This is a genomic window from Micromonospora trifolii (assembly GCF_050516465.1).
Classification (GTDB): domain Bacteria; phylum Actinomycetota; class Actinomycetes; order Mycobacteriales; family Micromonosporaceae; genus Micromonospora; species Micromonospora trifolii.
Genome location: NZ_CP191526.1, coordinates 1,848,212 through 1,860,945 on the forward strand (window position 1 = coordinate 1,848,212; position 12,734 = coordinate 1,860,945).

Genomic DNA, 12,734 nt, shown 5'->3' on the forward strand with positions numbered 1-12,734 from the left:
CGTCGGCGGGCCTCACAACCAGCCGGAGCGGCGGAACAGCCGATACAGGAACAGGGCAGCCGCCGCCATCAGGGTGAGGGCTCCGGCGTAGCCGTAGCGCCAGGCCAGCTCGGGCATGTGGTCGAAGTTCATGCCGTAGATGCCGGCGATGCCGGTCTGGGTGGCCGCGATGGCCGCCCAGGCGGCGATCTTGCGCATGTCGTTGTTCTGCTCGACGGCGAGCTGCGCCAGTCGCGACTGGACGATCGAGGTGAGCAGGTCGTCGTACGCGGCCACCCGGTCCACCGCCCGGCTCAGCCGGCCGTCGACGTCGACGAACCAGCGGTGCAGGGCGCGCGGCGGGCCGTCGGGTTCGAGCAGCGTACGCATCGGCGCCTGCAACGGCAGGACCGCCCGCTTGAACTCCACCACCTCCCGTTTGAGCTGGTAGATGTGCTGGATGTCGGCGGTGCGGTCGCGGGCGAACACCGCCTCCTCGACCCGCTCCAGGTCCCGTTCCACGTGCCCGGCCACCTCCAGGTAGGAGTCGACCATGCGGGCGCAGACCGCGTACGCCACCGCCCACGGGCCGGCGGCCAGCAGCGCGGGGCGGCGTTCGATGTCGGCGCGGACGCTGCGCAGCGCCCCGGCGGCGCCGTGCCGCACCGTGATGGCGAAGCGGTCACCGAGCAGCACCATGACATCCCCGGTGTCGATCACCTCGGAGGTGTCGGTCAACTCGTCGTGCTCCACGTACCCGGCGGTGCGCAGGACCAGCAGCGTGACCGGCCCGTGGCGCTGCACGGTGGGCCGGTGCCCGTCGGCGAGCGCCTGTTCGACGGTCAGTTCGTCGAGGCCGAAGGTCTGCCCGACCGCGGCGAGCACCGCCGGACCGGGATCGTGCAGTCCCAGCCACACGAAGGCGTCGCGGCCGTGCCGCGCCCGGGCGTACGCGTCGGCGTAGTGCGGTTGACCGGGTTCCCGCCGGCCGTTGACGTAGACGGCGCAGTCGACCACGGCGTCCGGGTTGGACCGGCGGGGGGTGGGGGAGTCGCCCTCGACCCGTCCGAGCAGTCGACGGGCCAGGGCGCGTACGCCTCGACCGGTCCGGTCCCGTACCGGTCGCTGATCCACCGCGTGCCTCCCCGTCGCCGGCGCACCGTCCCGATCAGGGATGGTGCCACCGCATTCTGCCGAGCGGGGTCCTGCTCCCGACAGCGGGGCGGTGGTTCGGGCGGGCTGCTCGGGCCTGCGGCGTGGCTCAGGCGGTGCGGGTGGCGAAGACCACCACGTTGTCGACGTAGTTGCCGGTGGCGGCGTCGAACTGGCCGCCGCAGGTGATCAGGCGCAGCCCGGCGGCGTCCGCCGGGCCGTAGACCAGGGTGGTGGGGAAGTGCTCCTTGGGGTACGCCCGGACGTCGTCCACGGTGAACGTGGCGACCCGTGCGTCGGCGCGGGTGACCTGTACCTGCTGCCCGGCGCGGAGCCGACCGAGGTCGAAGAAGACCGCCGGGCCGGACGGCGCGTCGACGTGTCCGACCAGGACGGCGTTGCCGGTCTCGCCGGGGCTGACCCCGTGCCGGTACCAGCCGGCGAGGGTGGGCCGGTCCAGTGGCGGCACCTCCAGCACCCCGGCGGCGTCGGCGCCGACGGGGACGATGTCGGCGCGTACGTCGATGGCGGGGATCCGCACCCGGACCGGCGCTGCGGGTGGCAGCGGCGCCAGGTCCGGTGCGGGGTGGGTGCGGGTCGGCGCGTCGGCCGACGGTCGTGGTGGCCGCTCCGGGTCGGCGGTGAGGCCGACGGTGATCAGCCCGAGCCCGGTCACGCCGAGCAGGGCGACCACGGCCGGTAGGGTCCGCCGCCACCACACGTGTGCACCTCCGTACCGGATCGTCGGGGTGCCCGCACCGGTGTCACCGGCGCGGGCACCCGTCTCAGGGATGGAACGGTCGCCGATCAGGCGACAGTGGACACCGGACGGCGCCGGCGGATCAGGATCACCGCGCCGGCGAGGGCGGTGCCGAGCAGCGTGCCGCCGGCGGCGAGAGCGCCGGTGTCACGGTTGTCGCCGCCGGAGCCGGCCGGCGCGCCGCCGATCGGGGTGACGGCGAAGGTGGCGGTGCCGGCCGAGCTGCCGTCGCCGCAGGTCGCCGCCACCGTGTACGTGCCCAGGGTGAACCCGGCGGTGAAGAGTTCGGCGCTCAGGCCGCCGCCGGCGGCGGCCGTGGTGGATCGGACGTTCTGGTCGCGGTTGGGGCCGGTGACCCGGAAGATGGCGTCACCCGACTTCGGGTTGCAGGTCGTCGCGGTGAGCACGACGGTCCCACCGACCGGGGTGGTGGCCGGTGACACAGTGGTGTCGGCCAGTGCGGCGCCTGGCAGCAGGAGCGTGCCGAGGCCCACGCCGAGCGCCGCCGAGCAGAGTGCTGTTGAGACCTTCATACGCGTCTTCCCTCACTTTTCGTCCGCTGACTGCGTGGGACGTCGTTCGGGTGGCCAACTCCGTGACTAGCACCGGTGTGCCCAACACTAGGTGGGTTGGGTCCTCGATCAGGTGAAAATGAGAAATCCTCGTTGCCGTCACGTGTCCACCCGAAGGCGGGGAGAGCTGCGGGCTGTCGCCGCTGGGTCGATGGCGAGGTATTGCCGGCGACGGCGCGAATACGCCGTGGGTCAGCCGGCCTGGGTCGGTTCGGGCATCGGCTCGCCGGTCTCCAGCAGGGTCTTGAGGCTGGCCAGCAGTTCCGGCCAGCCTCCGCTGCCGTCGAGCTGGCCGCTGATCGCCCGGTGCATCTCGCTGTCGGGGGAGAAGCCGTCGTGAATGACGGTCAGCCGGACGGTCGACCCGCCGTGCGGCTCGATCTCGAAGGTCACCGTCGACCGGCGCTCGCCGAGCCGGGCGGCCAGCTCCTCGGCGGACCAGCCGAAGTGCTCGGCGTGCTCGGGTTGGAAGCCGTGCCAGCTGTAGGAGAGGCGACGGTACGGCTCGGCGACGAGCACCCGCTGGCCGAGGTCGCGGGGCTCACCGTCCGGCGCGTCCTGCCACAGCACGGGTGATCCGACCTGCCAGTCCGAAACCAGCGCGACTCCACCCCAGTAGCGACGGGTGAACGCCGGTTCGGTGAGCGCGGACCACAGTCGCTGCGCGGTGGTGGTGACGTAGGTGGTGTAGACGAAGGTCGGGCTCTCCATGGGTTGTCGCTCCAATGCGGTGGTCAGGTCGGCGAGGGCGGTGGCGCGCTCGCGGTCGTAGTGGCTGAGCCACCGGTCGGCGATGGCGTTGATCGGGGCGGCGTTGAGGTAGTGCAGCTTCTCCCGGCCGCGCCGGACGGTGGTGACGAGATCGGCCGCCTCCAGCACCGACAGGTGCTTGCTGACGGCCTGTCGGGTGGTGGCCAGCCCGTCGCACAGCTCCCGCAGGGTCTGGCCGTTGCGCTCGTTGAGCCGGTCCAGCAGTCGACGCCTGCTGGGGTCGGCCAGCGCTCGAAACGCGTCGTCCATCGACCCTCCCCGCAACAGGCAACCAATCGGTTGCCTGCCAAGTTAGGCAACCAATGGGTTGCCTGTCAACCTGGCCGCGGGCGGCCTCTGCCGGCGGGATAAATCCCCGTGCGGCCAGGGAAGACGCTGGTAGGTTCGCTCGCCGTGACAACGAACGTGGGAGCTGGCCTGGGAACGGCGTTCGCCCGACTCTGGGCGGCGACGACCCTCTCGGCCCTGGGCAGCGGCCTGGCCACCGTCGCCGCGCCGCTCTTCGTCGCGTCGCGTACCGACGACCCGCTCGTGGTCGCCGGGGCGTCCGCCGTGGCGTGGCTGCCGTGGCTGCTGTTCGCCCTGCCCGGCGGGGTGCTGGTGGACCGGATGGACCGGCGCCGTCTGATGATCGTCATCGACCTGGTCCGGGTGGTCGCGCTCGCCGTTCTGGCCACGGCGATCCTCAGCGGCCGAGGCGGGGTAGCGGTGCTGTTCGCGGTGCTGTTCCTGGTCAACACCGGTGAGATCGTGTTCCGCGCGGCGAGCCAGGCCATGGTGCCGGTCGTGGTGCCACGGCATCGCCTGGAGCGTGCCAACGGCTGGCTCAGCGGCGGCGCCACCCTCATGCACAGCTTGCTCGCCGGCCCGCTCGGCGGCTTCCTGTTCGCGCTCTCGGCGGGCAGCCCCTTCCTGGTCAACGCCGTCACGTACGCCCTCAGCGCCGTGCTGGTGGCGCTGATCGGCGGGGACTTCCGGGCCGCCGTCGCCGACACGCACGAACGCCGTACCCGCTCGATGGGCGGCGAGATCGTCGAAGGGCTGAGGTGGCTGGCCAACCAGCGGCTGCTGCGCACGATGGCCGTGCTGATCGGTCTGCTCAACGTGACCCTCACCGCCGCGCTCGCGGTGCTGGTGCTGCTCGCCGGCGAGCGGCTGGGACTCGGGTCCGTCGGCTACGGCCTGCTCTTCACCTGCATGGCCACCGGTGGGGTGCTCGGCGCCCTCCTCGGCGACCGGATCATCGCCCGGATCAGCGCCACCTGGACGATCCGGATCGGCCTGCTCGTCGAGGCGGGGCTGCACCTGGCGTTGGCCGCGTCCCGCAGCACCATCGTGGTCGGGTTCGCGCTGTTCGCCTTCGGCGTGCACGGCGGGCTGTGGAACATCGTGTCGAACTCACTGCGCCAACGACTCACCCCTCCGAACCTGCAGGGCCGGGTGGCCAGCACGAACCTCTTCGTGGCGGCGGGCGGCAACTGCGTGGGCGCACTGCTGGGCGGGCTGCTCGCCGCCCGATTCGGCATCACCGCGCCGTACTGGGTCGGGTTGGTGGTGGCGATCGGCGTCTCTGCCGCCACCTGGCGGGTCTTCAACCGCGCCGCGGTCGCGCGCGCGTTCGCCGACCCGCCCCCGGTCGAGTCGCCCGCCCCGGTGGCCTGAGCGCCGTTGCGGCCCATCCGGTGGTGTCGGGCGGCCGTGTGGCAGCGTGGTGGGGGTGACCGACTCCGCGCCGCTCGACGTCGACCTCGCGCTGCTCGGTGGCGGTGGCGCCGCGTCGTTGCTGCTCGCCGCGCTGGACCGGCACGGCGTCCGGGATCTGCGGGTCGCCATCGTCGACCCGGTGCGCCGGCGCGGTCAGGACCGCACCTGGGCGTTCTGGGGTCACCCGGACAGTGACCTGGACCCGCTGCTCAGCGCGAGCTGGCAGCAGGTCGAGGTGGCGACGGCGGCGCGGCGCCGCGTCCTGGACCTCACCCCGCTGCGGTACGCCATGCTCCGCTCCGGCCCGGTCTACGACCGGGCTGCCGACGCCGAGCGTCGCCTCGACGCCGCGCGGATCGTCGCGCCCGCCGAGACCGTGCGCGACGACGGCGACCGGGTGCTGGTGCGCACCGGCGACGGGCGCAGCGTACGGGCCGGCTGGGTGCTCGACTCCCGCCCCCGCCCGCCGGCGCGACCGGGGCGAACGACCTGGTTGCAGCACTTCCGGGGATGGTGGCTGGAGGCCGACCGGCCGGTGTTCGACCCGGCGCGTGCGGTGCTGATGGACTTCCGTACCCCGCAGCCGCCCCGGGGCGTCTCCTTCGGGTACGTGCTGCCGGTCAGCGACCGCTACGCCCTGGTCGAGTACACCGAGTTCTCGCCCGACCTGCTGACCGACGCCGGGTACGACGCGGCGCTGGCCGGCTACCGGGATCTGCTCGGGCTGGATCCGGCCGGGCTGCGGGTGCGCGAGGTGGAGAACGGGGTGATCCCGATGACCGACGCGCCGTTCCCGGCCCGGCCCACCCCCCGCGTGGTCCGGCTCGGCACGGCCGGGGGCGCGACCCGCCCCTCGACCGGCTTCACCTTCTCCGCCATGTACCGCCAGGCCGACCAGGTGGCCCGCGCCCTCGCCGCGGGTCACGCGCCGGTGCCCGCGCCGGCGTACCCGCGCCGGCACCGCTGGATGGACGCGGTGGCGCTGCGCGCGCTGGACCGGGGCGGGGTGGGCGGCCCCGAGTTCTTCGACCGGCTCTTCGACCGCAACCCGGCCGAACGGGTGCTGCGTTTCCTCGACGGCGGCACCACCCCGGCCGAGGAGGTCGCGATCATGAATTCGACCCGGCTGTGGCCGATGATCGCCGCGACCGCCGGTGACGCCGTACACCGGGTCCGCGACCGGCTGCGCCCCACCCGGCCCGCGCCGGCCATCCCACCCGCGGTGGTGGGCGACCCACAGGGCTCGGCGCCGACGGCTCGGCGCGGCGGCCCCCCGAGCGGGGAGGACGACGTCCGCGCCCGGTAGGTTGCCGGGCATGGTGGACGCGGCGGCCGGCAGGGGCGTGCAGATCTGGACCGACGGGGCGTGCAGTGGCAACCCTGGTCCGGGTGGTTGGGGTGCGCTGCTGCGCTACGGCGATCACGAGCGGGAGCTGTGCGGCGGTGAGGCCACGCCCACCACCAACAACCGGATGGAGCTGATGGCGGCCATTCAGGCGTTGGAGAGCCTGAACCGGCCGGTCACCGTGGAGCTGCACACCGACAGCACGTACGTGCGCAACGGCATCACCAGTTGGCTGGCGTCGTGGAAGCGCAACGGTTGGCGGACCGCCGCGAAGCAGCCGGTGAAGAACGCCGACCTGTGGCAGCGGCTGGAGACGGCCTGCGAACGGCACGAGGTCACCTGGCTGTGGGTCAAGGGGCACAACGGCCACCCGGAGAACGAGCGGGCCGACGGACTCGCCAACAAGGGCATGACCGAGGCCAGGGCCGCGCTGACCAGCCGCTGAGCCTGGGTCAGCGGGTCGCGTCGGGGTGCCCCGGCATGCTCGACCCGCCGCCGCTGCTGCCCGAAGAACCACCGGCGACGCCCGAGTTGTCGGGCTCGGTCACGATGTCCGGCCGGACGTCGGTGTCCGCCGGTGCGGGAACCTCGGTGTCCGTCTCGACCTGCACCAGTGGCACCTGGCCGGCCTCGTCCTCGCTGTGCTGCGGGTCGCCCGGCTGCTCACCTTGGCGATTTCGGTAGCCCACGCCGTGCCCCCCGTCGATGCCGGTTCGCGTCGGCGCTGGCTACCCGGCGTCGTCCCGGCCGAAACCTTGCGGTCAGCGACGGCGGCCCCGACGGGCGGGGGAGCGGGACGGCTGACGGACCGGGGTGAGCGGCAGCGCCGTCCAGTGCGCCGGCCGGGTGAGCGTCTGCGGCAGCTCGGTGTGGGTGTCCCCCCGGGCGGCGTCCAGCTGGGTCTGGTGCAGGAAGAGCGTGCGCCGCAGGTCGGCGCCACGCAGGTCAGCGCCGCGCAGGTCCGCACCGGTGACGTCGGCCAGGCCGAGGTCCGCCCCGCGCAGGTCGGCGCCGATGAGCAGCGCCCCGCGCAGGTTGGCCCGGCGGAGGTCGACGCGGCGCAGGTCCACCCCGAGCAGGTGCGCGCCCCGCCGGTCGGCGCCGCCGGGGGCGCGGGCCACGTCGCTGGTCCGGGACAGCAGCGGGTTGACCCGGTTCCGTTGGTCGGCGACGTCCACCGCGCGAAGTTGCGCCGGGTCACCCTCGGTGAGCGTCAGCGTCTCGGCGCGGGCGCGTTCCAGCTCGGCGCGCAGGTCGGCCGGTGGGCGCAGCGCCACCGCCTCGGTGAGGTACCAGAGCAGTTCGTGCAGCGGTCGCAGCACCGCGAACGCCTCCGCCATCGCCGGCAACGTCTCCGGCGCGTCCCGCCAGTCCCGCCCGCCGAAGGTCACCTGGGCGACCTGCTGCCCGGCACCGAAGCAGTCGAACACAGTGCAGCCGGGAAAACCCCGCTGCCGCAGCTCGGTGTGGATGCCGCAGCGGTGGTCGGGGCGCAGGTTGGGGCAGGGCGAGCCGGCCGGCTTGTCGATGGCGAAGTCCGCCGACGCGGCGAAGGCGGGCACCACGCAGCACAGCCCGAAGCAGCGTCCGCAGTCGGCGCGCAGCTGCGCCGCCCCGGGCGGCGGTGCGGTGCGGTGCGACACGCCGACGGTCCTCCTGGTGATCAGGGTTGGGTCACCATTGTTTCCCGTGCCGAGCCGACGGTCCGTTCGGGGGTCACCGTGCGTGCGTGTCACCGGCCGTCGCGGGCCGGGGCGCCGGGGTGCGGGCATCGCCCGGCGGCGGCACCAGTCGGCGTACGTCCCGCTCGCCGTCGCCGTGCCCGTACTTCTGATCGAAGTGCCGTTTCACCACCGCGACCGGGGTGCGGTCCCCGTCGGCGGGCTCGGCCAGCGCGAATACGCCGGGGGCTGCCCCGGGCGCGCGGGGCGGCAGCACGGCTCGCACAGTCAGTGGCCCGGTGACCCGGAACCCCCGACAGTCGACGTGGTGCTGCCCGTCCACCGTCACGTACGGCACGCGTACCTCGACCACGTCCGACTCGTCGTGGCGCAGCGTGACCGTGACCGACCAGTACCGCTCCAGGTCGAGGGTGGCCTGCTCGTGCTCCCACAGCTCCTCGAACCGGGCGTGCACGAACCCGCCCCACGGGCTGTCCATGTCCACCTCGAGCTGCGGCACGTTGAACGACAACTTCCCGATCGGGAAGAACGAGATGAGCGCCCGCCCGTCCCACTGGTAGAGCTGGATCGACGGGGACGCGTCGTAGAGCCGGACCTGTAGGCGGTGTCGCAGCCGCGCGTCGAGCGCCTCGGCGAACGCGGCCAGGTGGCGCAGGTTGGTGCGGATCTGCCGGGGCACGTCCACCCGTTGCCGTTCCAGCTCCTCGGAGCGTTGCTGGGCGGCGGTGCAGTCGGGGTCGAGCAGGAGCAACTGCACCTGGGCGCCGTTGGCGAGCGCCGCTCGTACCGCGCTCAGGGTGTCCTCCCGGTGCCGTTGCTCCAGCAGGATCGTCCAGGTGTCGAGGATGCGCACTCGACGACCGGAGCGGTGCAGCCGCGTCACGAACGCCTGCTGGTCGAAGCTGAGGTGCTCCTGCACCCGGGCCTTGCGGGCCTCCTCGAACATCGGGTCGAAGATGACGTACGAGATGGCCGCGAGGACCACGCTGGCCCCGAGGTTGAGCAGCAGGTCGCTGAGGAAACCGGTGCTGCGCCAGGCGCCCAGCAACATGACGACGGCGATCGCGAACAGTGCCCCACCGACGACGAAGGCCCGTCGTTGCCGCCCGCCCCGACCAGCCCACCCGGGCATCCGGTCCCCTTCCGCCGTCGGTCGGCCCCACCGCCGCTTGCTGATCACCGGAGTTCGGAGGATACGTGCCCGCTTTGCTGGGCGCTGTCCTGTTGAGGAGCGGCCGGTTCGCCGCTCGGACCCGCTCCACCGCTCATAGGGTGACGGTAACGGAGGCGTGCGACCACGGAGGGTGGCGGGGTGGACGAGAGCGAACGCGAGCAGGCGCTTCTCACCGTCCTGACCACCGAGCACTACGCGTTGCAGACGTCCCGCGCCGGGACCATCGCCGAGGCCACCGGCCGCGCCACCATTTTCCTGTCCGTGCTGTCGGCGGCGCTGATCGGTCTCGGCTTCGTCGCCAGCAACGACAAGCTGGTACGGCCGTACCTGGCGGCGGTGCTGCCGACGCTGGTCATCATCGGGGTGCTGACGTTCCTGCGGCTCGTGGAGACCACCGTGGAGAACTCGTTGGACCTGCTGCGGATCCAGCGCATCCGGGCCTACTACCAACACAATCTCGCCGGCGAGCACGACTTCTTCGCCGACGCGGTGGTGGCCGACGATGCCATGAGCACGGCCTGGAACCTGGTCGGCACGCGTCCGGGGCGGTGGGAGTTCATGTTGACCACGGCCGCACTCGTGGGCGCGGTCAACGCGGTGCTGAGCGGGCTCGGCATCGCGCTGGTGGCGACGACCGTCGGGGTCGGGGTCGGGCTGACGGTCCTGGTCGGGGTGCTGGTCGCGGTGGTGGCGTTCGGTGTGCAGTTCGCGTACATCGTCCGGGCGTCGGCCGCGCCGATGCGCTGACGGCGCCCGCCGGTGCCGCTCAGACCGATCGCCAGTCGTCGTTCGTCAACGCCGAGGCCTGGGGACCCATCAGCGACATGCCTCCGTCGACCGGCCAGGACGCGCCGGTGACGTAGCTGGCGGCGGGGGAGGCGAGCAGCGCGACCACGGCGGCCACCTCCCGGGCATCGCCGGGCCGTCCCAGCGGCACGCCGGGCCGTTCCTGGGTGAACGGGTCGACATCCTCCTGACCGGTCATCGGCGTGGCGATCTCGCCGGGGGCGACGGCGTTGACGGTGATCCCGTCGGCGGCCAACTCCTGGGCCATCACCCGGGTCAGCAGCCCGAGCCCGCCCTTCGCGGCGCAGTACGCGGCGGAGCCCACCCGGGGCGCGTGCTCGTGCACGCTGGTGATGTTGATGATCCGCCCGCCGGCGCCGGTGGCCCGCATCCGTCGCGCGGCCCGCTGGGCGCACAGGAAGGGCGCGTCCAGGTCGACGGCGAGCACCTCGCGCCACTGCTCCCACCCGGTGTCGACGAACGGCGTCGAGGCCCCGATACCGGCGTTGTTGACCAGCACCCCGATGCCGCCGAGCCGGTCGGCCAGCTCGTCCACCACCGCCGCCGCGTCCGGCAGTCGGGTCAGGTCCACCTCGGCGACCTCGCAGCGCCGCCCCGTCGCGCGGACCTCGGTGGCCGTCCGCTCCGCGCCGTCGGGGTCGCCGTACCAGGTGATGCCGATCTCGAAGCCGGCCCTGGCCAGCGCCACCGCGCAGGCTTTGCCGATGCCGGAGTCCGCGCCGGTGACGACGGCGATCCTGGGGTAGTTCTCGTATCGCTGTGGCATGCTGCCGCACTACCCCGGCAGGGCCGGCCCAACCGCCACGGGAACCACGACTGATGTGCCGACGGCGTACCGTCGCCTGATGCGGATCACCCGGTTCACGCACGCCTGTGTACGCGTCGAGCACGACGGCGGGGTGCTGGTCGTCGACCCGGGGACGTGGAGCGAACCGGAGGCCCTGGTCGGCGCGGACGCCGTCCTGGTCACCCACGAGCACACCGACCACATAGACGTGTTGCGGCTCGTCGGTCTCGGTGTCCCCGTGTACGTGCCGGAGGGCGCCCGGCTGCCGGATCTCGCCCCGCTGCCGGTGACCCGGGTCCGTGCGGGGCAGCGGTTCACGGCGGCCGGCATTGCCGTCAGCGCGCACGGCGGCCGGCACGCCGCGATCCACGAGGGGCAGCCCGACTGCCCGAACCTCGGCTACCTGATCGGCGGCGAGCTCTACCACCCGGGCGACGCCCTGCACGTGCCGGACGAGCCGGTGCGTACCCTGCTCGTCCCGGCCCAGGGGTCCTGGCTGCGCCTCGACGAGGCGATCCGGTTCGCCGGCGCCGTGGGCGCGGCGGCGGCGTACCCGATCCACGACGCGCAGCTCAACGACCGCGGCCTGGCCAGCGTCGAGGGCTGGTTCGCTGAGACGATTCCCGGCTACCGTCACCTGAGGCCCGGCGACACCGCCTGACCCCGGTCGTCACCCGGCGCCGGGCTGCGGAAACGGGGCGCGGCGGCGGTGAGCACCGCGGCGGCCGTGGGGGCGGACCACCCGTCGGTCAGCTCCGTCACGAGGTCGGCGACCAGCCGGGTCACCGCCGGCTCGCCACCCGGGTGCAGCGCCTCGGCGACGATCAGCACCGACGAGGTGCCCGACCGCACGGCCGACCAGCCGCTCTGCCGGTTCGTCCACCGTCGGGCGTGGGCCCGCCCGGCGGAGTCGACGAAGGTCACCTCACCCGGCTCGGGATGCTCGGTGTCGCCCGCGAAACTCAGGTACGCCTCGTCGCCCTGTGCCGGGCGGACCACCAGGTCGCCGTCGACCCGATCCAGGTCGAGCACCGCGACCGGGATGGCGTACGCGGCCGAGATCGCGTTGCAGAGATCGACGAGCGGGTGCACCCGGGGCAGCTCGCCGTCCAGGCGCAACCGACGCAGCAGGGCCTCGGCGGCGCACCGGTACCTGGTGGGCCGCAGCCCCATCGCCGCGTAGGCCCGCCGCCACGCCTGGATCTCCGGGAACCCGCTCTCGGCCCCGCCGGCCAACCGCCGTCGCGCGTCGGCGAGATGAACGGCCGTGCGTGCCGTCACGTCGGCGGTGGCGGTGATCCCGGCGGCTCGCACCACACCGGCGACCAGGTCGGGGTACGCGTCGCGAAGCTGCGGGGCATGTTCGAACTGCACAGTGCTCCTATCGTTCGGTGAGGGCGAGGGTCACGCCGAGCGCGACGAACGTGCCGGCGGCTGATCGGCGCAGCCAGTCGGTGACCCGGGGTCGGGTCAGCACCCGGTCGCGTACCTTGGCCGCGAAGATGCCGTAGCCGCTGAACACCACGAAGGTGAGCAGCATGAACACCGCGCCGCAGCCGAGCATCGCCCGGGTCGAGCCCGGTGCCGTGGTGTCCACGAACTGGGGAAGGAACGCGACGAAGAACATCGTCGGCTTCGGGTTGAGCAGGTTGACCAGCACCCCGGAGACGATCACCCGGATCGCCGAGCGGAGTGGGGCGTCGGTGGTCACCGCGAAGGCGTCGCGGTCCCGCGCCATGGACCAGGCCAGGTAGAGCAGGTAGCCGACGCCGAGGTAGCGGACGGTCTCGAACGCCGCGGCGCTGGTCTGCATCAGCGCGGCCAGCCCGGTCATCGCGGCCAGCAGGTGCGGCAACGTGCCCAGCGTGCAGGCGAACGCGGCCAGCACGCCGGCCCGCGCACCCCGCGACAGGCCGGCGGAGAGCGTGAAGATCACCCCGGTGCCGGGGGTGACCACCACGATCAGCGTGGTGATCAGGAACGGGATGGTCACGGTCGTCC

Annotated in this window: 15 protein-coding genes; 5 read left to right on the forward strand and 10 right to left on the reverse strand. The window is 73.2% G+C overall.

Annotation, left to right across the window (positions count from 1 at the left end; all coding sequences use genetic code 11):
- Positions 1-12: 12 nt before the first annotated feature.
- The 4 genes from ACQRWP_RS08425 to ACQRWP_RS08440 all read right to left on the reverse strand — a co-directional run bounded on the left by ACQRWP_RS08425 (position 13) and on the right by ACQRWP_RS08440 (position 3,483).
- Positions 13-1,113: a magnesium and cobalt transport protein CorA gene (locus ACQRWP_RS08425; RefSeq protein WP_430501576.1), complete on the reverse strand. Its 1,101-nt coding sequence runs from the start codon at positions 1,111-1,113 to the stop codon at positions 13-15.
- A gap of 127 nt (positions 1,114-1,240) precedes the next feature.
- Entirely contained in the window at positions 1,241-1,852 is a 612-nt protein-coding gene (locus tag ACQRWP_RS08430; RefSeq protein ID WP_430501577.1) for a class F sortase, read from the reverse strand.
- Positions 1,853-1,938: 86 nt separating this feature from the next.
- Positions 1,939-2,424, reverse strand: coding sequence for a hypothetical protein (locus ACQRWP_RS08435; protein ID WP_124775133.1), 486 nt, complete (start codon positions 2,422-2,424; stop codon positions 1,939-1,941).
- Positions 2,425-2,655: 231 nt separating this feature from the next.
- The gene (locus ACQRWP_RS08440; protein ID WP_430501578.1) at positions 2,656-3,483 is read right to left on the reverse strand and encodes an ArsR/SmtB family transcription factor; all 828 of its coding nucleotides are present in this window, start codon (positions 3,481-3,483) and stop codon (positions 2,656-2,658) included.
- A gap of 144 nt (positions 3,484-3,627) precedes the next feature.
- Between ACQRWP_RS08440 and ACQRWP_RS08445 the strand changes: the two genes are divergently transcribed.
- The 3 genes from ACQRWP_RS08445 to rnhA are packed head-to-tail and all read left to right on the forward strand — an operon-like array spanning position 3,628 to position 6,728.
- Positions 3,628-4,896, forward strand: a complete 1,269-nt coding sequence (locus ACQRWP_RS08445; RefSeq protein WP_430501579.1) for an MFS transporter — start codon at positions 3,628-3,630, stop codon at positions 4,894-4,896.
- A gap of 55 nt (positions 4,897-4,951) precedes the next feature.
- Positions 4,952-6,244, forward strand: coding sequence for a lycopene cyclase family protein (locus ACQRWP_RS08450; RefSeq protein ID WP_430501580.1), 1,293 nt, complete (start codon positions 4,952-4,954; stop codon positions 6,242-6,244).
- A gap of 10 nt (positions 6,245-6,254) precedes the next feature.
- The gene (gene rnhA, locus ACQRWP_RS08455) at positions 6,255-6,728 is read left to right on the forward strand and encodes a ribonuclease HI (RefSeq protein WP_430501581.1); all 474 of its coding nucleotides are present in this window, start codon (positions 6,255-6,257) and stop codon (positions 6,726-6,728) included.
- Between the two features lie 7 nt (positions 6,729-6,735).
- Here the strand turns inward: rnhA and ACQRWP_RS08460 are convergent, their stop codons facing one another.
- The 3 genes from ACQRWP_RS08460 to ACQRWP_RS08470 all read right to left on the reverse strand — a co-directional run bounded on the left by ACQRWP_RS08460 (position 6,736) and on the right by ACQRWP_RS08470 (position 9,097).
- On the reverse strand, positions 6,736-6,972 hold the full coding sequence (locus ACQRWP_RS08460) for a preprotein translocase YidC (RefSeq protein ID WP_430501582.1): 237 nt from the start codon (positions 6,970-6,972) through the stop codon (positions 6,736-6,738).
- A gap of 72 nt (positions 6,973-7,044) precedes the next feature.
- Positions 7,045-7,926, reverse strand: coding sequence for a pentapeptide repeat-containing protein (locus ACQRWP_RS08465; protein WP_430501583.1), 882 nt, complete (start codon positions 7,924-7,926; stop codon positions 7,045-7,047).
- Between the two features lie 73 nt (positions 7,927-7,999).
- Positions 8,000-9,097 carry a DUF5919 domain-containing protein gene (locus tag ACQRWP_RS08470; RefSeq protein ID WP_430501584.1) on the reverse strand — a complete coding sequence of 366 codons (1,098 nt, stop codon included), beginning with the start codon at positions 9,095-9,097 and terminating at the stop codon, positions 8,000-8,002.
- 180 nt (positions 9,098-9,277) lie between these two features.
- Between ACQRWP_RS08470 and ACQRWP_RS08475 the strand changes: the two genes are divergently transcribed.
- Positions 9,278-9,886, forward strand: coding sequence for a hypothetical protein (locus ACQRWP_RS08475; RefSeq protein WP_430501585.1), 609 nt, complete (start codon positions 9,278-9,280; stop codon positions 9,884-9,886).
- A gap of 19 nt (positions 9,887-9,905) precedes the next feature.
- Here the strand turns inward: ACQRWP_RS08475 and ACQRWP_RS08480 are convergent, their stop codons facing one another.
- Complete coding sequence (locus ACQRWP_RS08480; protein WP_430501586.1) at positions 9,906-10,712, reverse strand: SDR family oxidoreductase; 807 nt, start codon at positions 10,710-10,712, stop codon at positions 9,906-9,908.
- A 79-nt stretch (positions 10,713-10,791) separates the two neighbouring features.
- Between ACQRWP_RS08480 and ACQRWP_RS08485 the strand changes: the two genes are divergently transcribed.
- Positions 10,792-11,394, forward strand: coding sequence for an MBL fold metallo-hydrolase (locus ACQRWP_RS08485; RefSeq protein ID WP_430501587.1), 603 nt, complete (start codon positions 10,792-10,794; stop codon positions 11,392-11,394).
- Here ACQRWP_RS08485 and ACQRWP_RS08490 read toward each other — a convergent pair.
- Positions 11,367-12,107, reverse strand: coding sequence for a B3/B4 domain-containing protein (locus ACQRWP_RS08490; RefSeq protein WP_430501588.1), 741 nt, complete (start codon positions 12,105-12,107; stop codon positions 11,367-11,369). The genes ACQRWP_RS08485 and ACQRWP_RS08490 overlap by 28 nt on opposite strands.
- Before the next feature lie 7 nt (positions 12,108-12,114).
- The gene (locus tag ACQRWP_RS08495) at positions 12,115-12,726 is read right to left on the reverse strand and encodes a LysE family translocator (RefSeq protein WP_430501589.1); all 612 of its coding nucleotides are present in this window, start codon (positions 12,724-12,726) and stop codon (positions 12,115-12,117) included.
- Positions 12,727-12,734: the final 8 nt, after the last annotated feature.

Excerpts from the sequence above, each read along its gene's own strand:
- ACQRWP_RS08470 (WP_430501584.1), bottom strand. The coding sequence starts at position 9,097 with ATGCCCGGGTGGGCTGGTCGGGGCGGGCGGCAACGACGGGCCTTCGTC.
- ACQRWP_RS08485 (WP_430501587.1), top strand. The coding sequence starts at position 10,792 with ATGCGGATCACCCGGTTCACGCACGCCTGTGTACGCGTCGAGCACGAC.
- rnhA (WP_430501581.1), top strand. The coding sequence starts at position 6,255 with ATGGTGGACGCGGCGGCCGGCAGGGGCGTGCAGATCTGGACCGACGGG.
- ACQRWP_RS08480 (WP_430501586.1), bottom strand. The coding sequence starts at position 10,712 with ATGCCACAGCGATACGAGAACTACCCCAGGATCGCCGTCGTCACCGGC.
- ACQRWP_RS08440 (WP_430501578.1), bottom strand. The coding sequence starts at position 3,483 with ATGGACGACGCGTTTCGAGCGCTGGCCGACCCCAGCAGGCGTCGACTG.
- ACQRWP_RS08435 (WP_124775133.1), bottom strand. The coding sequence starts at position 2,424 with ATGAAGGTCTCAACAGCACTCTGCTCGGCGGCGCTCGGCGTGGGCCTC.